The sequence below is a fragment of the Bailinhaonella thermotolerans genome, from assembly GCF_003594875.1.
GTDB lineage: Bacteria > Actinomycetota > Actinomycetes > Streptosporangiales > Streptosporangiaceae > Bailinhaonella > Bailinhaonella thermotolerans.
Window position 1 is genome coordinate 39,999 of sequence record NZ_QZEY01000004.1, and the last position, 26,532, is coordinate 66,530.

At 73.2% G+C, this 26,532-nt stretch carries 28 protein-coding genes; 16 read left to right on the plus strand and 12 right to left on the minus strand.

Translation table 11 applies throughout. From position 1 onward, the window contains the following. Positions 1-11: 11 nt before the first annotated feature. Positions 12-974 carry an ATP-binding cassette domain-containing protein gene (locus D5H75_RS12745; RefSeq protein WP_202638107.1) on the minus strand — a complete coding sequence of 321 codons (963 nt, stop codon included), beginning with the start codon at positions 972-974 and terminating at the stop codon, positions 12-14. Further along, positions 971-1,501, minus strand: a complete 531-nt coding sequence (locus D5H75_RS12750) for a PadR family transcriptional regulator (RefSeq protein ID WP_147425133.1) — start codon at positions 1,499-1,501, stop codon at positions 971-973. Before D5H75_RS12750 ends, D5H75_RS12745 begins: the two co-directional genes overlap by 4 nt. Before the next feature lie 102 nt (positions 1,502-1,603). Here D5H75_RS12750 and D5H75_RS12755 point away from each other — a divergent pair, with 102 nt between their 5' ends. The 5 genes from D5H75_RS12755 to D5H75_RS12775 all read left to right on the plus strand — a co-directional run bounded on the left by D5H75_RS12755 (position 1,604) and on the right by D5H75_RS12775 (position 7,011). Next, positions 1,604-2,107 carry a DUF2243 domain-containing protein gene (locus D5H75_RS12755; protein ID WP_119926656.1) on the plus strand — a complete coding sequence of 168 codons (504 nt, stop codon included), beginning with the start codon at positions 1,604-1,606 and terminating at the stop codon, positions 2,105-2,107. Next, positions 2,104-3,030: a cytochrome c oxidase assembly protein gene (locus D5H75_RS12760; protein WP_119926657.1), complete on the plus strand. Its 927-nt coding sequence runs from the start codon at positions 2,104-2,106 to the stop codon at positions 3,028-3,030. Before D5H75_RS12755 ends, D5H75_RS12760 begins: the two co-directional genes overlap by 4 nt. Positions 3,031-3,313: 283 nt before the next feature. Then, positions 3,314-4,657, plus strand: a complete 1,344-nt coding sequence (locus tag D5H75_RS12765; RefSeq protein ID WP_119926658.1) for a formimidoylglutamate deiminase — start codon at positions 3,314-3,316, stop codon at positions 4,655-4,657. Between the two features lie 74 nt (positions 4,658-4,731). After that, the gene (gene hutI / locus D5H75_RS12770) at positions 4,732-5,928 is read left to right on the plus strand and encodes an imidazolonepropionase (protein WP_119926659.1); all 1,197 of its coding nucleotides are present in this window, start codon (positions 4,732-4,734) and stop codon (positions 5,926-5,928) included. Between the two features lie 144 nt (positions 5,929-6,072). Next, positions 6,073-7,011 carry a sigma-70 family RNA polymerase sigma factor gene (locus D5H75_RS12775; protein ID WP_119926660.1) on the plus strand — a complete coding sequence of 313 codons (939 nt, stop codon included), beginning with the start codon at positions 6,073-6,075 and terminating at the stop codon, positions 7,009-7,011. A 439-nt stretch (positions 7,012-7,450) separates the two neighbouring features. On the opposite strand, the gene D5H75_RS12780 is transcribed toward D5H75_RS12775, so the two are convergent. The 5 genes from D5H75_RS12780 to D5H75_RS12795 form a co-directional block, all read right to left on the minus strand. Beyond that, positions 7,451-8,149, minus strand: coding sequence for a DNA alkylation repair protein (locus tag D5H75_RS12780; protein WP_242454198.1), 699 nt, complete (start codon positions 8,147-8,149; stop codon positions 7,451-7,453). 158 nt (positions 8,150-8,307) lie between these two features. Further along, on the minus strand, positions 8,308-8,898 hold the full coding sequence (locus D5H75_RS12785; RefSeq protein WP_119926661.1) for a sigma-70 family RNA polymerase sigma factor: 591 nt from the start codon (positions 8,896-8,898) through the stop codon (positions 8,308-8,310). A gap of 238 nt (positions 8,899-9,136) precedes the next feature. Continuing rightward, positions 9,137-9,862, minus strand: a complete 726-nt coding sequence (locus D5H75_RS12790; RefSeq protein ID WP_119926662.1) for a metallophosphoesterase family protein — start codon at positions 9,860-9,862, stop codon at positions 9,137-9,139. Beyond that, positions 9,859-10,116, minus strand: a complete 258-nt coding sequence (locus D5H75_RS42940) for a BON domain-containing protein (RefSeq protein WP_242454200.1) — start codon at positions 10,114-10,116, stop codon at positions 9,859-9,861. The genes D5H75_RS12790 and D5H75_RS42940 overlap by 4 nt, the downstream gene beginning before the upstream one ends. Further along, positions 10,103-10,675, minus strand: coding sequence for a nucleotidyltransferase family protein (locus D5H75_RS12795; RefSeq protein WP_242454201.1), 573 nt, complete (start codon positions 10,673-10,675; stop codon positions 10,103-10,105). Before D5H75_RS12795 ends, D5H75_RS42940 begins: the two co-directional genes overlap by 14 nt. A 128-nt stretch (positions 10,676-10,803) precedes the next feature. Here D5H75_RS12795 and D5H75_RS12800 point away from each other — a divergent pair, with 128 nt between their 5' ends. Then, a complete protein-coding gene (locus D5H75_RS12800; protein WP_119926663.1) occupies positions 10,804-11,367 on the plus strand; it encodes a hemerythrin domain-containing protein in 564 nt (187 codons plus the stop codon). 279 nt (positions 11,368-11,646) lie between these two features. On the opposite strand, the gene D5H75_RS12805 is transcribed toward D5H75_RS12800, so the two are convergent. After that, positions 11,647-12,657, minus strand: coding sequence for an ABC transporter substrate-binding protein (locus D5H75_RS12805; RefSeq protein ID WP_119927096.1), 1,011 nt, complete (start codon positions 12,655-12,657; stop codon positions 11,647-11,649). 149 nt (positions 12,658-12,806) lie between these two features. On the opposite strand from D5H75_RS12805, the gene D5H75_RS12810 reads away from it, so the two are divergent. Genes D5H75_RS12810 through D5H75_RS12820 form a run of 3 tightly spaced genes read left to right on the plus strand, consistent with a single transcriptional unit; the run spans position 12,807 to position 15,702 of the window. Continuing rightward, positions 12,807-13,811, plus strand: coding sequence for a FecCD family ABC transporter permease (locus D5H75_RS12810; protein WP_242454202.1), 1,005 nt, complete (start codon positions 12,807-12,809; stop codon positions 13,809-13,811). Further along, the gene (locus D5H75_RS12815) at positions 13,808-14,890 is read left to right on the plus strand and encodes a FecCD family ABC transporter permease (protein ID WP_119926665.1); all 1,083 of its coding nucleotides are present in this window, start codon (positions 13,808-13,810) and stop codon (positions 14,888-14,890) included. The genes D5H75_RS12810 and D5H75_RS12815 overlap by 4 nt, the downstream gene beginning before the upstream one ends. Further along, positions 14,887-15,702 (plus strand): ABC transporter ATP-binding protein, encoded by an 816-nt coding sequence (locus tag D5H75_RS12820; RefSeq protein ID WP_119926666.1) that lies wholly within the window; start codon positions 14,887-14,889, stop codon positions 15,700-15,702. Before D5H75_RS12815 ends, D5H75_RS12820 begins: the two co-directional genes overlap by 4 nt. 72 nt (positions 15,703-15,774) lie before the next feature. Here D5H75_RS12820 and D5H75_RS12825 read toward each other — a convergent pair whose 3' ends face one another. Continuing rightward, complete coding sequence (locus tag D5H75_RS12825) at positions 15,775-16,587, minus strand: pentapeptide repeat-containing protein (protein WP_119926667.1); 813 nt, start codon at positions 16,585-16,587, stop codon at positions 15,775-15,777. A gap of 254 nt (positions 16,588-16,841) precedes the next feature. Here D5H75_RS12825 and D5H75_RS12830 point away from each other — a divergent pair, with 254 nt between their 5' ends. Then, the gene (locus D5H75_RS12830) at positions 16,842-17,828 is read left to right on the plus strand and encodes an NAD-dependent epimerase/dehydratase family protein (RefSeq protein ID WP_119926668.1); all 987 of its coding nucleotides are present in this window, start codon (positions 16,842-16,844) and stop codon (positions 17,826-17,828) included. 12 nt (positions 17,829-17,840) lie between these two features. Here D5H75_RS12830 and D5H75_RS12835 read toward each other — a convergent pair whose 3' ends face one another. Together D5H75_RS12835 and D5H75_RS12840 are read right to left on the minus strand one after the other, a co-directional pair. Further along, positions 17,841-18,335 carry a hypothetical protein gene (locus D5H75_RS12835; protein ID WP_119926669.1) on the minus strand — a complete coding sequence of 165 codons (495 nt, stop codon included), beginning with the start codon at positions 18,333-18,335 and terminating at the stop codon, positions 17,841-17,843. A 90-nt stretch (positions 18,336-18,425) separates the two neighbouring features. Next, positions 18,426-19,346, minus strand: a complete 921-nt coding sequence (locus D5H75_RS12840; RefSeq protein WP_119926670.1) for a sensor histidine kinase — start codon at positions 19,344-19,346, stop codon at positions 18,426-18,428. Between the two features lie 727 nt (positions 19,347-20,073). Between D5H75_RS12840 and D5H75_RS12845 the strand changes: the two genes are divergently transcribed. Next, on the plus strand, positions 20,074-21,612 hold the full coding sequence (locus D5H75_RS12845) for an amino acid permease (protein WP_119926671.1): 1,539 nt from the start codon (positions 20,074-20,076) through the stop codon (positions 21,610-21,612). A gap of 91 nt (positions 21,613-21,703) precedes the next feature. Continuing rightward, positions 21,704-22,171, plus strand: coding sequence for a hypothetical protein (locus tag D5H75_RS12850; RefSeq protein ID WP_119926672.1), 468 nt, complete (start codon positions 21,704-21,706; stop codon positions 22,169-22,171). Between the two features lie 10 nt (positions 22,172-22,181). Here the strand turns inward: D5H75_RS12850 and D5H75_RS12855 are convergent, their stop codons facing one another. After that, on the minus strand, positions 22,182-23,018 hold the full coding sequence (locus tag D5H75_RS12855) for a DMT family transporter (protein WP_119926673.1): 837 nt from the start codon (positions 23,016-23,018) through the stop codon (positions 22,182-22,184). Positions 23,019-23,172: 154 nt separating this feature from the next. On the opposite strand from D5H75_RS12855, the gene D5H75_RS12860 reads away from it, so the two are divergent. The 4 genes from D5H75_RS12860 to D5H75_RS12880 all read left to right on the plus strand — a co-directional run bounded on the left by D5H75_RS12860 (position 23,173) and on the right by D5H75_RS12880 (position 26,420). Then, complete coding sequence (locus tag D5H75_RS12860) at positions 23,173-23,757, plus strand: helix-turn-helix domain-containing protein (RefSeq protein ID WP_119926674.1); 585 nt, start codon at positions 23,173-23,175, stop codon at positions 23,755-23,757. Positions 23,758-23,938: 181 nt separating this feature from the next. Next, the gene (locus tag D5H75_RS42945) at positions 23,939-25,090 is read left to right on the plus strand and encodes a polysaccharide deacetylase family protein (RefSeq protein WP_242454203.1); all 1,152 of its coding nucleotides are present in this window, start codon (positions 23,939-23,941) and stop codon (positions 25,088-25,090) included. Positions 25,091-25,147: 57 nt separating this feature from the next. After that, entirely contained in the window at positions 25,148-25,807 is a 660-nt protein-coding gene (locus D5H75_RS12875) for a DUF2461 domain-containing protein (RefSeq protein WP_119926675.1), read from the plus strand. A 58-nt stretch (positions 25,808-25,865) separates the two neighbouring features. Next, the gene (locus tag D5H75_RS12880) at positions 25,866-26,420 is read left to right on the plus strand and encodes a DUF4192 family protein (protein ID WP_147425134.1); all 555 of its coding nucleotides are present in this window, start codon (positions 25,866-25,868) and stop codon (positions 26,418-26,420) included. Positions 26,421-26,532 lie beyond the last annotated feature (112 nt).

A 26,532-nucleotide genomic window follows, 5' to 3' on the forward strand; every position in this document is an offset into this window, starting at 1 on the left:
GTGCCTGGAAGTCAGGCGGCGTCGCGGAGGGAGCGGCCGGTCTGGCGCAGGAAGACGTCGTCCAGGGTGGCCCGCCGCAGCGAGATCGCCTCGACCCGGAGCCCGCCCTCCTCGATCGCCCGCAGCAGCGCGGGCAGCGCGCTGTCGCCGTCCCCGACGTACGCCCGCAGCCCGCCGCCGTCGCCGCCGACCTCCCTGACGTACGGCTGCGCGGCCAGCAGCCGGGACGCGGGCTCCGCGTCGGCGGCGGGGACGCGCAGCGTGATCACGTCCCCGGAGACGCGCCGCTTCAGCTCCCCGGGGGTCCCGGCGGCGACCACGCGCCCGTGGTCCACGATGGCGAGGCGGTCGGCGAGCGCGTCCGCCTCGTCCAGGTAGTGCGTCGTGAGCAGCACCGCCGTGCCGCCGTCGCGCAGCCCGCGGATCTCCTGCCAGAAGGCGGCGCGGTTCCGCGGGTCGAGCCCCGTCGTCGGCTCGTCCAGAAAGATCAGCTCCGGCCGGTGGGCGAGCCCGATGGCCAGCGCGAACCGCCGCCGCTGCCCGCCGGACAGCGTGCGCGCGGGCCGGTCGGCCACGTCCGTCAGCGCGAACACCTCCAGCAGCTCGGCCGCGCGCCGCGCCGCCTCCCTCGCCGACAGCCCGTGGAGCCGGGCCGCCAGCACGACGTTCTCACGCCCGCTCACGGTCTCGTCCACGCCGCCGGCCTGGCTCACGTAGCCGATGCGCTCCCGGACCCGGCGCGGCTCGCGCAGCAGGTCGTGCCCGGCGACGCGGGCCGAGCCCGCGGTGGGGGCGGTCAGGGTGGCCAGCATGCGCACCGTGGTGGTCTTGCCCGCGCCGTTCGGGCCGAGGAGCCCGAAGACCTCGCCCGCGCGCACGTCCAGGTCCACCCCGCGTACGGCGTGCACGGGCTCGCCCCGCCGTACCGGATAGGTCTTCTCCAGGCCCGTGGCCTCGACGATCAGGTCGCTCATGGCAGCTCGTCCTTCTCGATCCGGGGGATGGCGTCCTCGATCCAGTCGAGCTCGGCGCGTGTGCGGGCCATGTTGAGGCGCACGCACTCGGTGATGTGGCGCGGCGCGCCGTACTGGACCTTGCCCTCGATCGCGGGCTCGCACATCGCGAGGAGACTCCGCAACTGGGCACTCCGCGAGCCGAGCGCGCTCAGCAGTTGCTCCTTGGGCATGTGGTTCATGAAGGTCAGGGCGGCCTGGAACGGGTCGATCACCGGCTTGACCCGCCACCACGCCTCCGCCAGCAGGCGCTGGAACTCCTGCCTGCCGATGTCGGTGATGCCGTAGACGGTGCTGCCGCCCCTGCCCTTCTCGACGATCTCCAGCAGACCCTCCTGGGACATCTTGGTCAGCCCGTGGTAGATCGAGCCGAACGCCACGTTCGCCCACTGATCGGCGCCCCAGAGCTCCAGCCTGCGCCGGATCTCGTAGCCGTTGAGGGTCTCGTCGTGCAGCACGCCCAGGATGAGCAGTCGTGTCGAGGACATGATCAAGTTTGTATTCAAATTTGAGTAGCTGTCAAGGGCATGTGTGCCGGGACGGGTGAGGGGTAGCAGTCACGCCGGGCTTCAGCGCTGAGGAGGCGGGAGATGGCCGTGACCACGGCTCCGGCGAAGGGGATCGGGCTCCCTGTCACGATCATCGGGATAGGGATCGGGGGCTTCGTCGACGGGATCCTGCTCCACCAGGTTCTCCAGTGGCACCACATGCTGAGCAGCACGAACGACGACAACGTGGGCGTCAGGGACTACCCGGTGAACACCGTCTCGGGCCTGGAGATGAACACGCTGTGGGACGGCTTCTTCCACGTCGTCTGCTGGCTCGCCGTCCTGATCGGGCTGGCCATGCTGTACGCCCGGCTCACCCACGACAGGGCCCGGCTGTGGACCTCGGGCGTGCTGTGGGGGCGGCTGGCGATGGGCTGGGGGATCTTCAACCTGGTCGAGGGGATCGTGGACCACCACATCCTCGGCATCCACCACGTCCGGGCCGATGAGTACCGGACCTGGTGGGACCTGGGCTTCCTGCTCCTCGGCCTGGTCCTGCTCGTCGGCGGCTGGATGATCGCCCGCCGCGCGAGGCCGGTCCGATGAGCGCCGCCGCCCTCGCCGCCGCCGGGCCCACAGCGCTCGCGCACGGGCCCGGGCCGCTCGCGGACGTGCCCGGGCCGCTCGCGTATGGTCTCGCGCCGCTCGCGCACGGGCACGGCGGGTCCGGTGTGGGCGAGGTGGTCGCGGTGCTGGGACTGCTCACCGTGCTCGTCCTCTACCTGCTCGGCGCGGCCGCCGCGGGCCGCCGCGGCGGGCGCTGGTGGAGCCGCCGGCGCACGGTCTCCTTCTGCGCCGGGGTGCTGCTGCTCGCGGTCGCCGTCTCCCCGCCGCTGGCCGGGTACGCCCACCACGACTTCCGCGGGCACATGCTCCAGCACCTCCTGATCGGCATGCTCGCGCCGCTCGGCCTGGTGCTCGGCGCCCCCGTCACGCTCGCGATGCGCGCCCTCGGCCCCGGCCCCGCCCGCGCCATCGGCCGGGTGCTGCGCTCCCGCCCGGTCCACCTCATCGCGAACCCGTTCACCGCGCTCGCGCTCAACATCGGCGGGCTCTACGCCCTCTACGCGACCCCGCTGTACGGCGTCAGCGTGGCGAGTCCCGTCGCGCACGAGCTGGTCCACGCGCACTTCCTGGCGGCGGGCTGCCTGTTCGCGTGGGTGATCGCCGGGCCCGACCCGGCCCCGCGCCGCCCGTCCGTCCCGCTCCGCCTCGTCGTGCTGGGCGTGGCGATCACGGCTCACGCCGTACTCGCCCAGCTCATGTACGCCGGACTGCTCCGCCACCTCGCCGTGCCGCCGGACCAGCTCAGGGGCGGCGCGGAGCTGATGTACTACGGCGGCGACATCGCCGAGCTGCTGCTCGCCTTCGCCCTGGTCTCCACCTGGCGGCGGCGCCGGTCCCCGTCCGCCCCGTCCGCCTCGTCCTCTCCGCCCTCCTCGCCCCCGCTGGCGACGCGCACCGCGTGATCCGCCGGGCCGCGTGATCCGCGCCGAGCCGGGTGACCCCGGCCGGATCGTCCCGGGCCCGTCCAGTCGTCCTGCGCCGGCCGCGCCCGCCGTTCTGGGCCCGCCGTGCAGTCCTGGGCCCGGTACGCCCGCCTGGGCCCGGTACGCCCGCCGCCTGGGCCCGCCGTGCCGTACCGGGGCGTGCGGAACCGGCCGGGAGTCGTTCCCGTCCGTTCCGGTTCTGGGTCCCCGCATCGGGGCGGGCTCGATGTCAGGATGGAAGGGGAGCGCCTGGAGGCGTCTGATGGCGGGTGTGACGAGTTACTGGTGCGAACTGGCCTGGCTGGGGTCGGCGGTGCCCCGGGTGCTGGTGCGGGTCCACGGAGAGCACATCGACGCCGTGACGCCGGGCGCCGACCCGCCGCCCGGGGCCGTACGGCTCGCCGGGCTCACCATCCCCGGGCTGGCGAACGCGCACTCGCACGCCTTCCACCGGGCCCTGCGCGGACGGGTCCAGGGCGGCCGGGACTCCCACCGGGCCTGGCTCGACCGGATGCTCGGCGTGGCCGCCCGCCTCGGGCCCGACTCCTACCTCGCGCTCGCGCGGGCGACGTACGCCGAGATGGCGCTCGCGGGGATCACCAGCGTGGGGGAGTTCCACTACCTCCACCACGGGCCCGGCGGGACGCCGTACGACGACCCGAACGAGATGGGGCACGCGCTGATCCGGGCCGCCCGGGACGCGGGGCCGCGCATCGCGCTGCTCGACACGGTGTACCTGGCCGGGGGCCTGGGGACGGGACTCGCCGGGCCGCTGCTGCGGTTCGGCGACGGCGACGCCGCGCGGTGGGCCGAGCGCGCGCAGGACCTCGCGCGGAAGTACCGCAACGACCGGGACGTGGAGATCGGCGCGGCGATCCACTCCGTGCCCGCGGTGCCCGTGGACCAGATGCCGGCCGTGGTGGAGTTCGCGCACGAGCACGCCGGGCCGGTCCACGCGCACGTGTCCGCGCGGCGCGAGGAGAACGAGCGGTGCGTGGCCGCCTACTCCGCGACGCCCACGCGGGTGCTGCACGAACACGGCGTGCTCGGGCCGCGCTCCACCGCCGTCCACGCCACCCACCTGGCCGACAGCGACGCCGAACTGCTCGGCGGCTCGGCCACCAACGTCTGCCTGTGCCCGACCGCCGAACGCGACCTCGCCGGAGGCGTCGGCCCGGCCCGGCGGGTGCACGACCGCGGCTCGCCCATCACCCTGGGCAGCGACATCCACGCGGTGATCGACCTGTTCGAGGAGGCCCGCGCGGTCGAGCTGGACGAACGCCTGGTCAGCCAGGCCCGCGGGCACTGGCGCGCGGAGGAGCTGCTGACCGCCGCCACCTCCGCCGGGCACGCCTCGCTCGGCTTCCCCGACGCCGGGATGATCGTCCCGGGCGCCCGCGCCGACCTGGTGTCGGTCCGGCTCGACTCGGTCCGCACGGCGGGCGCGACGCCCGCGACCGCCGGGGAGGCCGTCGTGTTCGCCGCGACCGCCGCCGACGTGCACTCGGTGGTGTCCGGCGGCCGGCGCGTGGTCGAGGACGGGCGCCACGTGCTCGGCGACGTGGGGCGTCTGCTCACGGAGGCCATATCCCCACTTCTCTCCTAAACGTCAGCTTCTCTAGAGAAATCCGGGGGAAGGTAACGAGAGGGACCTCTACCGATGGGGCGGCGAGCGCGGCGATGAGCAGCACTCTCTTCGACGGGATCGGTCTGCTGTTCGACGGGGAACGGGATCGCGACGACGGCGCGCTGGTGATCGCGGAGGGCCGGGTCGCCTGGATCGGCCCTCCGAGGTCCGCGCCCCCGGCCGACGAGCGGGTGGACGTGGACGGGCGCTGCGTGATCCCCGGCTTCGTGGACAGCCACGCCCACCTCGTCTTCGCCGGTGACCACACGGCCGGGTTCGCCGCCCGCGCCCCCGGCGAGCCGTGCGCCGACCCGGATCCGGCGGGGGATCCGGCACCGTGCGACGAGCCGTTCGCCCGGCCGTACGGCGAGCGCGTGGCGGCCACGGTCGCCGCGACGCGCGAGGCGGGGGACGCCGAGCTGGCGCGGCGCACCGCCGCGCTGGTCGCGGAGATGACCTGGCAGGGCACCACCACCGTCGAGATCAAGAGCGGGTACGGCCTGAGCGTGCGCGACGAGCAGCGGTCCCTGCGCGTGGCCGCGGGGTTCACCACGGAGACCACCTACCTCGGGGCGCACGCGGTCCCGGCCGGGATGCGGCCGGACGACTACGTCTCGCTGGTGACCGGCATGATGCTGGAGGCGTGCGCGCCGTACGCCCGGTGGGTGGACGTGATCTGCGATCGGGGGGCCTTCGACGGGGACCAGACCCGGGAGATCCTGCGGGCGGGCATGAAGGCGGGCCTGATGCCGCGGGTGCACGCGAACCGGTTCGGCGAGGGACCGGGAGTCCGGATCGCGTGCGAGGCCGGCGCCGCCTCGGCCGACCACTGCACCCACCTGACGGACGGTGACGTGGCGGCGCTGGCCGACAGCGGGACGGTGGCGACGCTGCTGCCGGGAGCGGAGTTCGCCGCGCGCTCGCCGTACCCCGACGCGCGGCGGCTCCTCGGCGCGGGAGTGACCGTGGCCCTCGCGACCGGGTGCGACCCGGGCACGTCGTACACCTCCTCGATGCCGTTCTGCGTCGCGCTCGCGGTGCGCGAGATGCGGATGACGCCGTGGGAGGCGCTGCGCGCGGCCACGTCCGGGGGAGCGCGGGCGCTGCGCCGTACCGACATCGGTCGGCTGGAGGTCGGCAGGCGCGGCGACCTGGTGATCCTCGACGCCCCGTCGTACGTCCATCTGGCGTACCGGCCGGGGGTGCCGCTGGTCTCGGAGGTCTGGCGAGGAGGTCGGCGGGTGGCTTGACCTGGGCAAACTCCTTTACCCCGGCTATCGAACCAGAAATACCTCGTTTGACGTATCTATCGGGGGAATGTTCCCCGCGTCCCGATCGTTGGTCGGGGCGAACGAAGCTGTTCGGCGCGGCGTATTAAGCGAGGTGCCAATCGCATGGCGAGGCTCCAGACAAACAGGTCCCAGTCCGACGACCAGGTCGCCGAGCGCGACCTGCTCGGGACCTACCTCGCGGAGATCGGTCGCGTGCCGCTGCTCGACGCCGAACGCGAGGTCGAGCTGGCCAAGCGCATCGAGGCCGGGCTGTTCGCCGAGCAACTGCTCGACGAGGGCGGCCCGTCCGACGCCACGCCCGAGGAACTGGCCGCGATCGTCGAGTCGGGGCAGCGCGCCAAGGACGAGTTCATCCGCGCCAACCTGCGCCTGGTGGTCGCCGTCGCGCGGCGCTACTCCGGGCGCGGAATGCCGCTGATCGACCTGGTCCAGGAGGGCAACCTGGGGCTGGTCCGCGCGGTCGAGAAGTTCGACTACCGGCGCGGGTTCAAGTTCTCGACGTACGCCACCTGGTGGATCCGCCAGTCCGTGGGCCGCGCGATCCACGAGCAGGCCCGCCCGGTGCGCCTGCCGACACACGCGGGCGAGCAGATGACCCGGCTGATGCGCATCCGCCGCGACATGCTGGCCGAGCTGGACCGCGACCCCACCGACGGCGAGCTGGCCGAGCTGCTGGAGATCCCGGTCGAGCGCGTCAAGGAGCTGCGCCGCTGGGCCTCCGACCCGGTGTCGCTGCAGCTCGGCGTGGGCGACGAGGACGAGACCGAGCTGGGCGACATGCTCGCCGACGACGACTGGGCCGACCCCGAGTCGCAGGCCCTCATGATCCTTGAGCGCGAGCAACTGGAAGGGCTGCTGCACGGCCTGGGCGGCGAGGCCCGCGAGATGCTCCGCTGGCGCTACGGCCTCATCGACGGCCGCGAGCACACCCTCACCGAGGTCGGCGAGCGCTACGGCATCGGCCGCGACCGCGCCCGCCGCATCGAACGCGAGTCCCTGGCCCGCCTCCGCAAAATGGCCACCGCCGGCGCCGCCGCCTGACCTCGCCCCCTCCCGCCGGGAACCCACGGTGTACGGCGTCCGCGAAGCGCCCCGTCACCCAGAATGAGGAACCGGCGCCCGCGAAGGGCAAGGTCCTCGCGCGAGAGCGCTCCGCGCGCCCGAGCTCAGGCCGTCCCAAGCGGGGGCAGGCCCCCGCACCCCCAGCGAGCGGCTCCGCCCCTCGCACACCCCACCGCCCCGGCACTCGCGTACAACCGCGACCAGTCCCTCGGCGGGCGCGTACACCCGCCGCGCGATGAGGACTCAGCGACCGCCCTCAGGTCTCTCTACGCCAGCAGTTGGCCGCATGAAGCCGGAGAGCTCTGGTGGGTGCGCTCCTGACCGGAGAGGCCGGATCAGGGGTGCCCTTCGGAGTCGGGGCGTTCGAGTAGGGCGCCGCAGGGGGAGCCTTCCCGGGATTGGTGGGGAGATCTCTCCGTCAGGGGTGGCGGCGGCGGACGATTTCGGTGATCCAGGTGGGGGCGTAGGGGGAGGTGCAGCCTGGGGAGGTGGGGTGGTCCTTGAGGACTTCCAGGCGCTCGCCGATGGACAGGGCGCGGGGGCGGTGCTCGGCGTGCTCGATGCCGATCTGGGCCAGGCAGTGGTTCATCGCCCACTGGAGGCGGTCGGGGGCGTCCTTCATCTCGGCCTCGATGACGTCGAGGAGAGCGGGGAGGTCCAGGCCCTCGGGGTTCTTCGCCACGCGCTCGGTGGTCAGGGCCCAGCCGGCGCTCGCGACGACCGGGTCCGGGTCGGCGGTCCAGGCCAGGCGCAGATCCTCGGCGTGCCGGCTCTTCTTCACCACGTAGTTCACGAGCCAGTCGTGCACCTTCGGCGCGCGCGCCTCGCGCACCATGGCGTCCAGCTCGTCGCGGCCGTACGCCTTCGGCCGGCTGATCAGGAGCGCCAGCAGCCTCGCGGCGGTGTCGCCCGTCTCCCAGAGCCGGCGCGCGAGTTCCTGCTGCGTCTTCAGCCGCTTGGCCAGCGCGCGCAGCCTGCCGAGGTGCACGCCGTGATCGTCGCCGTGCCGCTCGTTCACCGCGCGCGCCTTGGGGTCCTCCAGCGCGGCCAGCTCGGCCATCACCTCGGCCACCGTCGCCTCGGTCACCGTCGTCTCCGCCACCACGCCTCCGTCCATGAGCTGCGAATCCACCCTAAGCGGCCCCCGCCGTACGACGGGCGCGGAGGCGGGCCGGGCTTGCCGGAGACGGCAGGCACACGCCGGGCGCGCAGGGCGGGCGCGAGCCGGACACGAGGAAGGGCCCGGACTGTGCCGGGCCCTTCACTCGCAGACCGTCAGGCCGCCCTCGGGGTGGGGATCGTGCCCTCGGTGTGGTTGTAGTCCGCCAGCTTGTCGCGGAGCTGGCGGCGGCCGCGGTGGAGGCGGCTCATGACCGTGCCGATGGGCGTGCCCATGCGCTCGGCGATCTCCTTGTACGGGTAGCCCTCGACGTCGGCGAGGTAGACCGCCACCCGGAAGTCCTCGGGGAGATCCCGGAGGGCGGTCATCACGGCGCTGTCGGGCAGGCGCTCCAGGACCTCGGTCTCGGCGGACTTGAGGCCGGAGGACATGTGCGACTCCGCGGCCGCGAGCTGCCAGTCCTCGACCTCCTCCGCGGCGGAGACCTTCGGGGAGCGCTGGCGCTTGCGGTACTCGTTGATGAAGTTGTTGGTGAGGATGCGGTGCAGCCAGGCCTTGAGGTTGGTGCCCTCGCGGAACTGGTGATGGGACTGGTAGGCCTTGGTGACGGTCTCCTGGACCAGGTCCTCGGCGTCGGCGGTGTTGCGCGTGAGGCGCAGGGCGGACGCGTAGAGCTGGGCGCTCAGCGGGAGGACGTCCTCCTCGAACCAGCGCTCTCGTTGTTCGTCAACCATCATCACGGTCATGGTTTCCCCCCAGGTCGTCGTCCTTCCCCCATCGCTGTCGCGGACGTCGCTTCGTCCGCCCGGCCCCACAAGGGCGGGCATTTACGGTAGATTTGCCTGGAGCGTGGTGGAGGCTTCACACCATCGGCAATGATCGTCGTCTCGGGCGTCTTCTGGCACGCCTAAAGTGCAGCCCGCATGGCCAGCGACCTCTATCGTACCAATTGCCCGTCAAGAACGCTCGAATTTGTGGTGCGGATCACATTGCTTCCGCACCCGTGAGCCTATATAGGGCGTACGCCTGACGGAGCACCGGCAGGGCCACGTTCCGCACCGAGACGCCTCCGGGCGTGACCCCGCGCTCGGATCCCAGGTGCGCGTGACCGTGGATCGCCAGGTCCACGTCGCCCTGGTCGATGGCCTCGGCGAGGAGGTACGACCCGAGGAACGGGTAGATCTCCGACGGCTCGCCCTCCAGGGTCTCCTTGACCGGCGAGTAGTGCGTCAGCGCGATCTTCAGGTCGGTGTCGAGGTCCTTCAGCGCCATGGCCAGGCCCGTCGAGAGCTCCTTGGTCAGGTGGTAGAACCGCTTCATCTCCGGCTCGCCGAACTCGCTCGCGCTGCGCCCGGCGAAGCCCCCGCCGAAGCCCTTCGTGCCGGCGATGCCGAGCCGCACCCCGTTCAGGTCGAGCACCACGTTGTCGCCCTCCAGGACGATGACCCCCGCGTCCTCCAGCATCGCGGTGATCTCGTCCTGCGCGTCGGAGTGGTAGTCGTGGTTCCCCAGCACGGCGACGACGGGCAGGCCCAGGTCGCGGAACTCGTCGGCGACCGCGCGGCCCTCCTCGACGGTGCCGTGCCGGGTCAGGTCCCCGCCGAGCAGCAGCACCTCGGCCCGCTCGGTGATGCCCTCCAGCGACTTGCGGAACCGCCCGCAGACGTCCTTGCCCAGGTGGATGTCCGCCACCGCTGCGACGCAGGTCACGGCAGGCGCTCCTCTCCCTCGGGGCGGTGCAGGTCGATCAGCGTGGTCTCGTCGCGGATCTCGTGGTCGGGGCAGATCTCCGCGGCCACCTCCTCGATCCTGCGGCGGCGCTCCTCGCTGGCCACCGTGCCGCGCAGGTAGATCACGTCCCCGCGCACGACGACCTGGAGCCCCTGCTCCGCCGTCCGCTCGTCCTCGGTCAGCCGCTCTCGCACTCGCGCGGAGAGGTAGTGGGGTTCCCTATTCGTCTCCATCGATGATCCCCAATCGCTCTATCAAGATCAGAAACGCCGCGGCGTACGGCGAGTCGCCCACCTCACGGCGTACCCGCGTCCAGTCGATCTGCTCGCGCAGCGCCCGGACGATCGGCAGCACGGCGCCGAAGTCGCACGCGTGCTCGGACAGCGCGGCCAGCCGGAACGACACCAGGTCGGTGGCGGACAGGACCGGCATGAGGACGGAGGCGACCTCGACCTCGTCGGCGCGGTCCAGCAGTTCCCGGGTCACCGGCTTGCCCGCCGCCCGGTAGATGAGGTCCACCAGCCGGTCGTCGTCGTACGCCTTCACCAGCCAGTCCTCCGGCGGCCTGATCGTGGTCATGCCCACCGCCGACAGGGCCCGGAGCGCCGCCTCGGCGTCCGACTGAAGGATCACGAAGTCCACGTCGTGCGCCGAGGGGGGCGCACCGCGCGCGTACGCGGCGTAGCTTCCGGCGAGGGCGAAGGGGAGACTGGACTCCTTGAGCGCCGACGCCGCACGTTTCAACGTCTCGATCAGCGGCCCGAACAGGGCGTTTTCGGCCTCTCGGCTCATGGGCCCTCGCTACCCCCCAAAGCGCCCGTTTACTCCCCGGCCCCTGGGGTACCCGCCGGGCTGGTAACCGACCAGCGGCCTGGGCAGGCAGGCCGGCGGAATCCACTGCACGGAAGGGTGACCCCAGCATGCGAGATCACGGGGAAAGCGTGATCGAGATCCTGACCACCGATCACCGAGAAGTCGAGGGCGTCTTCCACCGGCTGGAGAACGGCCGGCTGGACGATCCCGCCGAGCGCAAGAACCTCGCGCAGCAGGCGATCATCGAGCTGGTGCGGCACTCCGTCGCCGAGGAGATGTACCTCTACCCGGCCACGCGGAAGTTCGTCCCGAACGGCGACGTGATCGCCGACCGGGAGATCGCCGACCACGCGGCCGCCGAACGCGTGATGAAGGAGCTGGAGACCCTGGAGCCGGACGCCCCCCGCTTCGAGCCCGCCCTGCGCGAGCTGATGACGGAGGTCCGCCGCCACATCCAGGACGAGGAGAGCAACCTCTTCCCCCTGCTGGTCCAGCACTGCGACCCCGAGGAGCTGCTGGATCTCGGCCGGAGCGTGGAGCGTGCCAAGAAGCTGGCTCCGACCCGGCCGCACCCCTCCGCGCCCGACCGGCCTCCGCTCAACAAGCTCCTGGCCCCCGGCGCCGGCTTGGTGGACCGCGTCCGCGACGCCTTCTCCAAGAGAGGTGAGTGAGACCTCGGCCCGGTCGTGAGGAACCCGGTCTGAGACGAAGGCGGCCGCCGCGAGAGGAATCCCCTCTCGCGGCGGCCGCGTCATGTCCGCCCGGTACGGCTCCCGCGGGCGCCGCCCCCGCCGTACGGCCGAGGGCGGCGCGCCCGCACGGCTCCCGCCGGGGCCGTACGGCTCACGCAGGCGCGATCCGTACGGCGCGCGGCAGGCGAGGGGCGAGCCGTACGGCGTGCGGCAGGCGAGGGGTGCGGCGTACGGCGCGCGGCAGGCGAGGGGCGGGGATCAGCCGGCCCTGGCGGGGTCCACGCCGAAGATCTTCGCGAGGTCGTCGAGGACGGCGTGGGCGCCGTGGACGCCGACCGCGCTCATCCAGGTCAGGTCCTCGACCTCGTGCTTCTCGCCCTTGAGCTTGCCCCACAGTGGGTTGGTCTCGAACGCCCTGCGGGTCTTCTCCCAGGCGTTCTTCTCGTCCTTGTAGGTGGAGATGAAGATGTGCTCGGCGTCGAGGTCGGTGATGCGCTCGGGGCTGACGTCCACCACGATCGAGTCCTTGACCGTCGGCTGGCCCGCCGGGCGGACGAAGCCGGCGTCCTTCAGGACGATGCCGCTGTAGGAGTTCTCGACGTAGAGGCGCACCGTGGGCTCGTCGGTGAAGCGCAGGATCGAGATCGTCGGGGCCTTGCCGCCGTTCCCGGCCTTGATCGCCTCGCCGATCCGGGCCGCGCGCGCCTCGTACTCCTTGATCTTCCGCTCGGCCAGGTCCTCCTTGCCGAGCGCCCGGCCGACCAGGCGCAGGTTGTCCTTCCAGATCGCGCCGGTGGTCTCGCTGAACACGGTCGGCGCGATCTGGCTGAGCTGGCCGTAGAGCTGCTCGTGGCGGACCTTGGCGGACAGGATCAGGTCCGGCTTGAGCAGCTTGACCTGCTCCAGGCTCGGCTGCGTGAGCGGGCCGACCGGCTTGGCGGCCTTGCCGTACCGCCGCGCCGACTCCCCGAGGTACGCCGGGAGCGTCTCGTTGACCGCGCGGTACGTCGTGTAGCCGACGACCTCGGTCTCCAGCGCGAGCGCGGCGTCCACGAAGCTCTGGTCGAGCGCGACGACCCGCTTGACCGGCTTGGTGATCTTCGTGGTGCCCATCGCGTGGGTCACCGTCCGCTCGGCGCCGCGCCCCTCGGCCGCCTTGTCACCCCCCGAAGAGCCCGCGCCGCAGCCCGCCAGGCCGAACGCCGCGGCCGCGACGGCCAGTCCGGCCACGATCCTGCCCAGCGGCCGCCGGTGCGGTGAACCCTTCATCTCGATCCTCTCGATCACGGTGATTCGGCGGACGTGACGCCGCCCGCCCGGGTACAGCCTAGTTAGGTAAGCCTTGCCTGAATAAGGTAAGACATACCTAATGAGCTAGAATCTCGGGGGTCCAGGCGCGGTGTTCGAGAGGTGAGAGCGTGACGGCACTGAGGCGTCACCGCCTTCTCTCCCTGGCCGTCCTGCTGGCGTTCCTCGCCGTCGCCGCCGTGCTCAGCGTCGCGATCGGGTCGAAGTCCATCTCCCCGCTCTCCGTGCTGAGCGCCCTGTGGAACGCCGGCGACTCCGAGAGCGACATCATCGTCAACTCGCTGCGCGTCCCCCGGACCGGCTTCGGCGTGCTCGCCGGGGCCGCGCTGGGCGTCGCGGGGGCCCTCATGCAGGGCCACACGCGCAACCCGCTGGCCGACCCCGGGCTGCTCGGCGTCACGCAGGGGGCCGGGTTCACCATGGTCTCCGCCGTCTTCCTGCTCGGCGTGACCGACCTGCGCGTCTACATCTGGTACGGCTTCGCCGGGGCGCTCGTCGCCAGCCTCGCGGTGTTCGCGCTCGGCACGATGGGCCGCGGCGGGCCGACCCCGGTCACGCTGGCGCTGGCCGGGGCCGCCGTCAGCGCGCTGCTGCACGCCCTGACCTCGGGGCTGGTCCTGCTCGACCAGCAGGCGCTGGACGTGTTCCGGTTCTGGCAGAGCGGCTCCATCGCCGGGCGCGACCCCGCCCTGCTCGGCGAGATGCTCCCGTTCGTCCTCGTCGGCCTGGTGCTCGCGTTCTTCAACGCCCCCGGGCTCAACGCGCTCTCGCTCGGCGAGGACGTCGCCCGCTCGCTCGGCCAGCGCGTCTGGCTCACCCGGGCCGTCGGCGTCGCCGCGATCACGCTGCTCACCGGGGCCGCCGTCGCCGCGTGCGGGGCGCTGGCCTTCGTCGGGCTGGCCGTGCCGCACGCCGCGCGGTTCCTGTCCGGCCCCGACCACCGCTGGCTCCTGCCGTACAGCGCGGTCCTGGGCGGCACGCTGCTGCTCGTCGCGGACGTCCTCGGGCGCGTCGTCGCGCGGCCGGGGGAGCTGGAGGTCGGGATCACGCTGGCGCTGATCGGCGCCCCCTTCTTCATCGCGCTGGTCCGGCGCAGGAAGCCGGTGCGGCTGTGACGCTCTCGAAGACCTCCCCGCCCCCGGTCCGCCGCTCGTCGGTACGGCTGGCGCGGGCCTCCTTCCCGGTCAAGGCGCGGGCGCTGGCCGTGCCGCTGGCCGGGCTGGGCGTGCTGGTCCTGCTGATCGCGCTGAGCCTCGGGCGCGGCGACGTCCCGATCAGCGTCCCCGAGGTCGTCCGGACCCTGTTCGGGGCCGGCGACGAGGGGAACTACTGGGTGATCATGGACCTGCGCATGCCCCGCGCGCTCACCGGCGCCCTCGTCGGGGCGGCGCTGGCGCTGGCCGGGGCGATCATGCAGACGGTCGCCCGCAACCCGCTGGCCAGCCCCGACGTGCTCGGCGTGACCTCGGGCGCGAGCGCCGCCGTGGTCGCGGTCGTCGTGCTCAGCGGCAGCGCGTACGGCGGGGTCAGCGGTCTCGTGGCGCAGGCCGGGGTCCCGGCGGCGGCGCTCGCGGGCGGGCTCGCGGGCGGCTTCGCGGTGTACGCCCTGGCGTGGCGGCGCGGGCTGGACGGGTTCCGGCTCGTGCTCGTCGGCATCGGCGTGCAGGCCGTGCTGGTCAACCTGAAGTACTGGCTGCTCACCCTGGGCGACGTGAACGACGCCGGGCGGGCGATGGTGTGGATCACCGGCAGCCTCAACGGGCGCGGCTGGGAGCACGTCGAGCCGGTCGGGATCGCGCTCGCCGTGCTGATCCCGCTGACCCTGCTGGGCGCCCGCACGCTCGGCGCGCTCCAGTTCGGCGACGACACCGCGCGCGGGCTGGGCGTCCGCGTCGATCGCGGCCGGGCGCTGCTCGTGCTGGGCGCGGTGCTGCTGGCCGCCGTCGCGACCGCCTCGGCCGGCCCGGTCCAGTTCGTCGCCCTGGCCGCCCCGCAGATCGCGCTGCGGCTGAGCGGCGCGTCGCAGCCCCCGCTGATCGCCTCGGCGGTGACCGGCGCCGTGCTCACGCTCGGGGCCGACCTCATCGCGCGCACCGCGTTCCACGCCGTCGAGCTCCCGGTTGGCGTGATCACCGCCGTGCTCGGCGCGCCGTACCTGATCTATCTGCTCATCCGTCAGAGGAGGCGGGCATGACCTCGACCCGACTTTCGGCCAGGGAACTGCGGCTGGGGTACGGCGAACGCCTCATCGTGGACGGCCTCGACCTGGACGTGGCCGACGGCTCGGTGACGGCCGTGATCGGGCCCAACGGCTGCGGCAAGTCCACCCTGCTCCGCGCCCTGGGCCGGCTCCTCGCGCCGCGCGGGGGCCACGTGCTGCTGGACGGCAAGCGGATCGACAAGACGCCGACGCGCGAGGTCGCCAAGGTGCTCGGGGTGCTCCCGCAGGCGCCGACCGCGCCCGAGGGGCTGACGGTGGCCGACCTGGTGACGCGCGGGCGGCACCCGCACCAGTCGTGGTACCGCCAGTGGTCCTCCGACGACGAGTCCGCGGTGACCGAGGCGCTGACGATGACCGGCATGCTCGACCTGGCCGACCGGGACCTGGACGAGCTGTCCGGCGGGCAGCGGCAGCGCGCGTGGATCTCCATGGCGCTCGCGCAGGGCACGGACCTGCTGCTGCTGGACGAGCCCACGACGTACCTGGACCTGGCGCACCAGGTGGAGGTGCTGGACCTGGTCAGGTCGCTGCACACCCACGGCCGCACGATCGTCATGGTGCTGCACGACCTCAACCTGGCCGCCCGTTACGCCGACCGCCTCGTCGCCATGAAGTCCGGCCGGATCATCGCGCAGGGCGCGCCCGCCGAGGTGCTCACCGAGGAGCTGCTGGAGGAGGTCTTCGGCCTCACCGCCCGCGTCATCGAGGACCCGGTGGCCGGGACCCCGCTGGTCGTGCCCATCTCCGTCCACCACCGCGTCCCGGAGCCCGTCCCCGCCGAGTGACCCCCGCACGCCGTACGGCGTGAGCCCGGCCGTACGGCGTGAGCCCGGTCGCCGCGGGCCGTGCCGGTCGGGTCAGGACCAGTGGGCGGGACGGGAGACCGCGGCGGGCAGGCGGGTGGCGGCGTCGCCGCGGGCGGCGTTGGCCTGGGCCTGGGTGAGGAAGATCGCGCCGGTCAGGTCGGCGCCGGAGAGGTCGGCGTCGCGCAGGTCGGCCCCGATCAGGTCGGCCTGGCGCAGGTCCGCGCGGCGCAGGTCGGCGGCGATGAGGTAGGCCCCGCGCAGGTTGGCCCCGCGCAGGTCCGCGCCGCGCAGCCGCGCCCCCATGAGGTCGGCGCCGCGCAGCTCCTTCTTGCGGTGCCTCACCGGGCCGCGCACCAGCTCGCTCGTGCGCAGGAGCAGGACGTTGACGGCCTCCCGGTGCGCGCCGACGTCGAGCGCGGCGAGGGCGGCGGCGTCCTCCAGGCTGAGGCGTTCGGTCTCGTCGAGGAGGCGGCGCAGCTCACCGTGGACCGGGCGGGCGGCCTTGAGCGTCAGGGCCTCGGAGAGGTACCACAGGAACTCGTGGAGCTGCCGCATCACCGGGAAGACCCCGAACATCGCCGAGGCGGTCTCCGCCGAGGACCGCCAGTCGCGCCCGGCGAAGGTGTGCTGGGAGACCTTCTGGCCCGCGCCGAAGCAGTCGAAGACCGTGCAGCCGGGGAAGCCGCTCCGCCGGAGCCGCGCGTGGATCCCGCAGCGGAAGTCGTCGCGCAGGTTGGCGCAGGGCTTCCCGGCGGGCTTGTCCACGGCGAAGTCGGCCGAGGCCGCGAACGGCAGCGCCACGCAGCACAACGCGAAGCAGTTCTCGCAGTCGGCGCGGAGTTCGAGCGGACGGTCCCCGGGCATAGGTCCATTGTCGTCGCTGGGGCCGCGTGCTCGGTCCCGGCGGCCCGCCGCGCACGCCGTACGGCCCGGCCGGTCCGTGGGGCGTGACCTGGCGGGCCTGCGGGCCGCGCCGGCCCGTGGGGCGCCGCCCGGGGGCCACGCCGTACGGCCCGGCGGGCCGGCGCCTTGACCCCGGGGGCATTACCTCCCCGGGGTTTGTCTGCTCTGGGCGAATGCGGGAGCGATTCGCGGGGTGTGAGTGGTTTCGTGGAGTTATGGAAATTCTTGTGCTAGGAGGGACCGCCTTCCTCGGTAAGGCGGTCTCCAGGGAGGCGCTCTCCCGGGGATATTCGGTCACCTGTCTGGCCCGCGGGGAGAGCGGAACGGTCGCCGAGGGGGCACGGCTGGTCGCGGGGGATCGGCGCGACCCCTCGGTCTACGACGCGCTGCTCGACCGGGAGTGGGACGCGGTCATCGAGGTCTCCTGGCAGCCGGGGTTCGTCCGGCAGGCGCTGGCGGCGCTCGGCGGCAGGGCGCGGCACTGGAGCTACGTGTCCTCCGTCAACGCCTACGCCTCCTACGACGTGGTCGGGGCGGACGAGTCGGCGGCGACGCTGGAGCCCGTCGACCAGGACGAGGTCGATGAGACGCAGTACGGCCCGGCGAAGGTCGCCTGCGAGCGGGCCTCGGCCGACGTGGTCGGCGACCGGCTGCTCGTGGTCCGCCCGGGGCTGATCGGCGGGCCGGGCGACGAGAGCGGGCGCTCGGGCTACTGGGTGGCGCGGGCCGCCCGCGCCCCGGAGGAGCCGATGCTGGCGCCGGACACGCCCGACCTGCCCACGCAGGTGATCGACGTGCGGGACCTCGCGGCCTGGCTGCTCGACGCGGCCGAGAAGGGCCTCACCGGCACGTACGACGCGGTGGGCCCGGTCGTGCCGTTCCGCGAGTGGCTGGAGATGTCCCGCGCCGTCGGCGGGCACACCGGCCCGGTCGTGACCGCCGACTCGCGGTGGCTCGTCGAGCAGGGGGTGGCCCAGTACCTCGGGCCCGAGTCGCTGCCGATGTGGATCGTCGAGCCGGGCTACGAGGGCTGGTCGGCCCGGAGCGGGGCGGCCGCGGTCGCCGCCGGGCTGCGCCACCGGGACCGGGAGGACCTCCTCGCCGGCACCCTGGCCTGGGAGCGCGAGCAGGGCCTGGACCGCGAGCGGCGGGCCGGCCTCAGCGCCGGGCGCGAGCGCGAGCTGCTGGACAAGCTCGGCTGACCGCGCGGCCGATCAGTCCCGGCGGGCGCCGGGCGGCCAGATCACGCGGATCGGCAGGCCGCGTGATCTGGCCTCGGCCACCACGTCCGCCGTGCCGCCGTAGCCGCGCGCGGGCTTGCCGTCCCAGACCGCCAGGAGCTCGTGGGTCCGGTCGAGCATGAGCCGGCTGGCCGCCATGTGGGACTCCTCCGTGGGCGCGGGGTACGGCAGGCGGTGGACCCGGGAGGCCCGGGCCAGCAGCGCGTCGTACTCGGCGTGCGCGTCGGGGGGCAGGCAGTCCTTGTATCGCCCGGCGGGGACGACGACCTCCAGGGTGCCGCCGCGGGCCAGGAGCTCGCGGGCGAAGATCTGGTCGGCGCCGTCGGCCAGGCAGGAGATCCCGGCCAGGGAGTCCGGGAGCCCGGACAGGATCTTCCGGATCGCGTCCGAGACCAGCGACGCCGTCGTACGGCCGAGCCCGCGGTGGCCGGAGATGCCCACGCGGTACGCGCCGCCGTCCCCTTCCATGCGACGTAGGCTAACCCGCCGCCCCCCGGCCAAACGCCCGCCCCGCCGGATCGCGCGCGAGGTGGGTCCGCGCGGGCGCGCCCGGCCCGGTCAGGGGATGCGCATCTGGAGGCGGATGCGGGACTTGCCCCCGCCGGTGCGCACGTCCACCAGGTCGCAGAGCTGGCGGGTGATCCACAGGCCGTAGCCGCGGGGGCTGTCCGGCGGCGGCGGGATGTATCCGGGGTAGAGCACGTCGAAGTGGGTGGAGGGCTCGACGATCTCGCAGGCGAGCACGTCGTTCTGCGTCCACAGGTGCGCGATGCCGTACCCGGCGCCGTGCTCGACCGCGTTGTTGGCGATCTCCGCCACGCTCAGCACGAACGACGGGATGCGGTTCCTGGAGAGCTCGGCGCGCGCGGCGTACTCGCCCACCACGTCGCGCAGCCGCTTGAGCTCGGTCAGCGTGAACCGCATGCGGAAGGCGTCGGCGGGCGGCTCCGGCAGCGGGCCGTCGTCCCCGTTGAGCCGCTCGGGCAGGACGTACTCGGGGTTCGGCTTGGCCTCCGGCCCGAACGCGCACTCCGGGTGGGTGACCGTGGCCGCCGCGACGATCTCCGGGGCGGTGACCCGGCGGTCGTACGCGCACATGAAAGCGGCGTTCATGCCGTCCATCGCCAGGTTCATCGCGGCCTCGTAGCGGTGCCACTCGCCGACCTCGCGCGCGTCGCGGCCCACCCACAGCGGCTCGCCCAGCACCCACGTGCGCCGGCCCGCCTGCGCCACGACGTAGTCGTGCGAGGCCGCCAGCGTGCGCGGCGGGTGCAGGAACCAGTCGGCCGACTCGCGCGTGTCGAGGTTCTTGGCGTCGTCGCCGAGCGCATCGCGGACGAGCTCGATGGTGTGCGGACGGGCCAGGAGCATGGCGGGCTCACCCGCCGCCAGCGCCGCTCTCAGGAACGGCTCGGCCGAGGCGAGGAAGCCCGCGTCCGAGCCGTAGAGCAGGAGCTGATGGCTGAAACTTGCGCTCATCGGCCTTCACCCCACCGGACGAGGCCCCGGGGCAGCCCGAGCCGATCGACGTCACCCGCGAACCCGGTGCGAGGTGGTCGACGCTCTGGGGAGGTCCGCCGCATTCCGAAGCCGGTTACGGAGCGCGCGCCCGCCCTGTCAGCGTGCACGTGGAGAAGCTAACAAGCGGTGGCAACCTAGGCAACGTTTCCCATATATCGCGCCTCGTAACCACGTCTCCGGTGACTGTTCCGGGTCCCGCCCCGACCGGCCCGGCCGGCCGGATCCCGGGGCCACGGCCCCGCCCCGGCTGGGCCTCCCGCGTCGCGCCGCGCGTCCCCCTCCCCGGTCCGGCTCACCCTCCGCGCGCGCCGCGCCCACCCCGGGAGCGGCCATAGGCGGACGAGGCGGGCGCCCCGCCGTACCTGGAGAGAAACGGTCGAATGATCTTCCCGGACGGGCCTTGACGATCAGGATCGCCGGGACACAGACTGCTGGTGCTCCGCTGGACGCCGGGGGCGGCCGACGGGCCGACCCGCAGGCCGCTCCGCAGGCCGGACGGGCACCGTCGCGGGTCACGCCTTGGACGCAGGCGGCCCGGACGCGCGCCTCGCGCAGATCCGGCGGGGGCGATCAGGGGAAGGTCCGGCTCAGGCCGGCGGGTGGGGTCACTGGACGGGCACCGGTGGCCGCCGGGTGGCGGTCACCGGTGTAGGGGCGCCGGCGCCCGCCACCTGAGGAGGTCTGCGTGACCAAGCTCGACGACGACGCCCGCCGCCTGGCAGAGCTGGGCTACAGCCAGGAGCTCGACCGCTCCTGGAGCGGGTTCTCCAACTTCGCGATCAGCTTCTCCATCATCTCGATCCTGGCGGGCACGTTCACCACGTTCGGGCAGGCGTGGAACAACGGCGGGCCCATCGCGATCTCGTGGGGCTGGCCGATCATCTCCGCGTTCATCCTGATCATCGGGTTCTGCCTGGCCGAGCTGGTGTCGGCCTACCCGACGGCCGGCGGGATCTACTGGTGGGCCGCGAAGCTGGGCAGGCCCGTCCACGGGTGGTTCACGGGCTGGCTCAACCTCATCGGCCTGATCGCGGTGACGGCCTCGGTGGACTACGGCTGCGCCACGTTCCTGAACATCACGCTGAGCCGGTTCATCGACACCTGGGACCCCACGCTGACCCGGGCGTTCATCCTCTTCGCGGTCATCCTGGCGCTGCACGCGCTGATCAACATCTTCAGCCACCGGCTGATCTCCGTGCTCCAGAACGTCTCGGTGTGGTGGCACGTGCTCGGCGTCGCCGTGGTGATCGCGATCCTGGTCTTCGGGCCGGAGAAGCACCAGAGCCTCGAATTCGTCTTCACCGGGACCAACAACAACTCCGGCTTCTCCGACGGGATGTTCTGGATCTACATCCTGCCGCTGGGGTTCCTGCTCACGCAGTACACGATCACCGGGTTCGACGCGTGCGCGCACGTGTCCGAGGAGACCCGGGGCGCCGCGCGGTCGGCCGCCCGGGGGCTGTGGCAGTCGATCTTCTACTCGGCGATCGGCGGGTGGGTCCTGCTGCTGGCGTTCCTGTTCGCCGCGACCGACGTGGACGCGGTGAACGACCCCGCCTCGCCCGGGTTCGTCGGCAACATCTTCACCAGCGCGCTCACGCCCACGCTGGCCACGGTGGTCTTCGGGATCTCCGCGATCGGCCAGTTCTTCTGCGGTATGAGCTGCGTGACGTCGATGTCCCGCATGACGTACGCCTTCGCCCGCGACGGCGCGATCCCCGGCTGGCGGCTCTGGTCCAAGGTGGACCGCAACCGCACGCCGGTCAACGCGATCATCGCCGGATGCGTCGTCGCGCTGCTGATCACCCTGCCGGCCCTGTACGAGGCCCCGAACAAGGCCCCGGTCGCGTTCTACGCGGTCGTCTCCATGGCCGTGATCGGCCTCTACCTGGCGTTCCTGATCCCCATCTGGCTCCGGCTGCGCATGGGCGACCGGTTCACGCCGGGCCCGTGGACGCTGGGCCGCAAGTACAAGGCGCTGTGCTGGATCGCGGTCGTCGAGATCGCCGTCGTCTCGATCTACTTCGTCATGCCGTTCTCGCCGCAGGGCATCCCGGGCCACCCCGAGTTCACCTGGACCGCCGTCAACTACGCCCCGCTCGCGGTCGGCGCCGTGCTGCTCGGCATCGGCCTGTGGTGGGCGCTGTCGGCGCGGACCTGGTTCGCCGGGCCCCGCCGTACGATCGACCAGACCCCCGAGGACGAGCCCGAACCCGTGGCCTGACCGGTACGGCCCCCGCCCCGCCCGCCCCCGCGATCCGGCGCCCGCGGGGACACGTCACAGCATGGGATGAAATGGGTCAACGACCGTGGACATGGACGGTGTCACGGGTGGCGGCAGCAGCGTGGGCCCGGAGGGCGGCAACCCCTACTCCTCGTGGGAGGGCGAGGGGACCTGCGCTCCGGAGCAGGAGTGCGACCTGCGCCTGCGGGTCAAGGCGAGCAGGCACGGCTCGCACTGGATCACCATCGGCCGCGCCGCGAGGCCGGGCGAGAACTACGGCGCGGTGGTCCCCCCGGAGGGCCCGGGGGAGCCGCTGGAGGGGGTCAGGCTGGACGGCCGCACGGTGGCCGAGGCCCAGCGGGAGATCAGGTCGCGCGGCCTCACCCCCGACTACGTGCTCCAGCGGGCGGTGACCGCGCCGGGGTCCGACACCCCCGGGTACATGGAACAGCCCGCCAAGAGCGCCGACCCTGCCGCGAAGGTGGTCTACGCGACCATGGTCAACGCGAAGACCGTCCGGCTGATCGTCGAGGGCCCGCCGGTCAGGCCGGGGTCGTAGCCGCCCGGGATCAGGGCAGGGCGATGAGGCCGACCGCGCCCAGCGCGAGGACCACGCCCGCGGCCTGGATCACGTGCAGGCGCTCGCCGAGGACGTACCTGGCCAGCATGAGCGTGCTGGCCGGGTAGAGGCTCGCGATCACCGAGACGATGCTCAGCAGGCCCTCCTGCTTGGCCATCAGGAAGAAGACGTTCGCGGCCATGTCGAGGACGCCGGCGACCACGATCACCTTCAGCGTCCCCGGCCCCGGCCGCAGCGTGTTGCGCGTGCCCAGCGCGATCGCCGCCACCAGCGCGATCGAGCCCGCGCGGGCGCCGATCAGCGGCCACAGCCCGGCCTCGCCCGCCGGCAGCAGGGCGAAGAAGAGCCCGAATCCCGCGCCGGCGGCGAGCGCGGCCAGCACCGGCCCGAGCTTCTTCACCGGGGCCGCGCCGGGCCGCGCGGGCTCGCGGCTGACCAGCATCACCGCGACGAGCGCGAGGGCGATCCCGGCGAGCCCTCCCGCGCTCGGCCGTTCGCCGGCCGCCAGGCCCCACACCACGGGCAGGGCGGCGGAGGCCGCCGCGGTCGTGGGCGCGACGATCGACATCACGCCGCTCGCCAGCGCCCGGTAGAAGACGATCAGCGCGACCCCGCCGGCCAGGCCCGCGAGCGCGCCCCACCCCAGCGACGCCCAGTCCGGGGTGCCCGGCAGCAGCGGCAGCAGCGGAACGAGCAGGAGCACCCCGCCGATCTGGGACACCACGACCACGGCGTACACCGGCGCCCGCTTCGTCGCCATCCCGCCGAAGAAGTCGGCGGTGCCGTACACGACAGCACAGGCGGTGGCCAGCACGATCGCCGTCATCGTTCACCCAATCCGTCCGGATCGGGCCCGGCGCTCCCGGTCCCCGATCAGCTCGTCCCATCCACCCGAAGGCTGCGCAGTGCAACAGAGTGGACTCTTAGTACACCACAAAGGGTGCACTCCACTGCAAATCAGATTCACTAGACTGCACTACATGACCGACCCGCAGACGGTGACGGCAGCCATCGCCAACAACCTGCGCGCGCAGCGGGCCCACCGGGGCCTGACCCTCGACGCGCTGGCCGCCCGGTCGAACGTCAGCCGCGGCATGCTCGTGCAGATCGAGCAGGGCCGCACGAACCCCAGCGTCACCACGCTGACCCGGGTCGCCGACGCCCTCGGCATCACCGTCGCGCGGCTCGTCGAGGTCTCCGACACCCCCGTCGTCCGCGTGGTGCACAAGGACGACGTGGCGACGCTCTGGCAGGGCGAGCAGGGCTGCGCGCGGCTGCTCCTCGGGTCCGACGCACCGGCGCTCATGGAGCTGTGGGACTGGCGGCTCGCCCCGGGGGAGCACCACGACGGCGACGCCCACGCCCCCGGCACCCGCGAGATGCTGGCCGTCCTCGCGGGCGAGCTGACCCTGACCGTGTACGGCAAGAGCCACGTGATCGGGGCCGACGGGGCCGTGCTGTTCAGCGCCGACCGGCAGCACCGCTACGCCAACGAGGGCGCCGGGGAGGTCCGGTTCGTGATGGTGGTCATCGAGCCGCCGAGGACGCACGACAACTCCGGCTGATCTTTCCGAATCCGCGGGCCCCCGGGGCGAACCCGGAGCGGTGACGTGACGTCCAACTCTTTGCCGTCGCGTTACTCTGTCGGTTTGGACCCGAAGTCGGAGTGTTCGACGGGGTCTTGGTCGTTCGGGGGGATTCCAGGTGAGTACCTCGATTTCAAGTCTTGAGGCAAAGGTCGGTTACATGCGTTTGCGGGAACCTCGGTCGCCGTGGCTGCGAGGGGCGAAGGCCGGGCTGGCCCTCGCCGTGGCGGTCACCCTCTCAGCGGGGTGCGCGAGCGCCGGTGACGGGGAGGGCGGCCGTCCCGCGGGGGGCGCGAGCGGTCCCGCCGCGCAGCCCACGCCCGCCCCCGCCGCGCTGCCGTCCCAGTCCTCCGGGGGCGGCAAGCAGGCCGAGCCCGAGCCCGTCGCGCCCGCGCCGTCCACCCCCGCGGGTGAGGCCCCCCGGGGCGAGGCCCCCGCGTCCAGCCGGCCGCTGGCCGTACGGCAGACGCCGCCGCCGTCGCCGTCCGTCACGCCCCCGGGCGCGACGCCGCAGGCTCCGGTGTCCGGGGATCCCGGCGCGGTCGCGGTGCCCGGCGGGGGCACCCCGCAGCCGGGCGACCCCGGCGCGGGCCCGCGCCCGCCGGTCCAGCCGGTGCCGACGCCGCAGCCCGGGGCCACCGAGACCCCGCGCATGCCCGGCGTCACCCAGCCGCCGGGCCAGCCGTCCGTGCCCGCGCCCGGCGTGGACTGCGCCAAGGTCAAGTGCGTCGCGCTCACCTTCGACGACGGCCCCGGGCCGTACACGAACAAGCTGCTGGGCATGCTCGCCAAGGCCGACGCCAGGGCCACGTTCTTCATGGTCGGCGAGATGACCGGGCCGCGCCCCGGCGTCATGCGGCGCATGGTCCGCGACGGGCACGAGGTGGCCAACCACTCCTGGAGCCACCCGAACCTGGCCCGCCTGTCCACCGCGAAGGTCCGCCGCCAGCTCAAGCGGACCCAGGACTCCATCGCCCGCATCACCGGCGTGCGGCCGACGCTCATGCGCCCGCCGTACGGCGCGACCGACAAGCAGGTCGTGAAGGCGACGAAGGAGCTGGGCCTCGCGCAGATCATCTGGAACGTGGACACGATGGACTGGCGCGACCGCAACTCCAAGGTCGTCAGCCGCCGTGCCATCAAGAAGGTGCGGCCCGGCTCGATCGTGCTCTTCCACGACATCCACCGGACCACGGTCAACGCCATCCCCAAGGTCCTGCGGGAGCTGAAGAAGAAGGGCTACCACTTCGTCACGGTCTCCGAGCTGTACGGCACGCGCCTGACGCCGGGCAAGAAGTACTACCGTCGCTAGCGGCACAGGTGATCGGCGGCGGGCCCCGGGCCCGCCGCCCGCGGTGAGGAGGCGGGCGTGAGCGGGCGGTTCACGGGGTTCCCCGAGGAGGCGTTCGACTTCTACGCGGGGCTGGAGGCCGACAACTCCAGGGAGTACTGGACGCGGCACAAGGACGTCTACGAGCGCGCCGTGCGCGAGCCGATGGCGGCGCTGGCCGACGCGCTCGGCGAGGAGTTCGGGGGCCCGCCCAAACTGTTCCGGCCGTACCGCGACGTGCGGTTCTCCGGGGACAAGAGCCCGTACAAGACCCACCAGGGCGCGTTCGCGGAGGCGTGCGCGGGCATCGGGCACTACGTCGAGATCAACGCGGACGAGCTGTTCGCCGCCGCCGGGATCTACGCGGCCGCCCCGGACCAGCTCGCGCGCTACCGCGAGGCGGTGGACGACGAGCGGTCGGGGGAACGGCTGGCGGCCATCGTGGCCGAGCTGGCCGGGGCCGGCCACGAGATCCTGGGCGACCGGCTGAAGACCCGCCCGCGCGGCGTCCCCGAGGACCACCCGCGGATCGAGCTGCTGCGCCACCGGACGCTGTACGCGGCGGCGCGATGGCCCGTCGCCGCGTGGCTCGGCACCCCCGAGGCGCACGCCCGGGTCGTCGGGGCGTGGCGGGCGATGAAACCGCTGGTCGGCTGGCTCGCCGAGAACGTGGGCCCGACCGAGCGGCCCAGGAGGTAGCGACCGGTTCGGTGGAACCCCGGAATCGATCTCTCCGACCGGTGCACGCTGGGTGACCGTGGCAGAACTCTACGCGAACTGGCTCGCGCCCCTGGACGGCTCCGCACGCGAGGACATGCTCCGCGCGATGCGGCGCGTCGACGTCGCGCTCGGGGAGCGCGTCGCGCGAGCCGACCCCTCCGACCCCGCAGGATTCCGCGCCTCCCTCGTCGCCGAGGGGGTGCGCCGCGTGCGCGAGGCCGTCGCCCTCCACGGAGAGGGCGGGCGGCTCGCCGACGACGACGTGGCCTGGCTGGCCATCCTGTGCCAGCTCCTCGGCGACGTGCGCGACGTGGCCTGGGCACTGGCCGTCGAGATGCCCGAGCCCTCGGCCGCCCTCTGGCTCGACGTGCTGCGCCGCGCGGGCGGCGACGGCGTGCGCGTCCCGGCCTGCCTGTTCGCCGTGGCGGCGGCGCTGCGCGGCGAACGCGCCCAGGCCCTCCTCGCCCTGGAGCACGCGCTGCGCGCCCATCCCGGCGACGAGGAGGCGGTGCGCCTCGACCGCCTGCTCCGCGAGGACGTCCCGCCCGGCGAACTGCGCCGCCTGCTGTCCGAGGCGCGGGCCAGGGGCTGAGGGACGGCGGTCCCCCCCGCCCGCTCCCGTGAAAGCGTTCCGGTGAGGGCGTGCCGGGGAAGGCGCCTCGGCGATAGGAGCTCCGGAAACGAGCCGAGCCCCGGACCGGTGA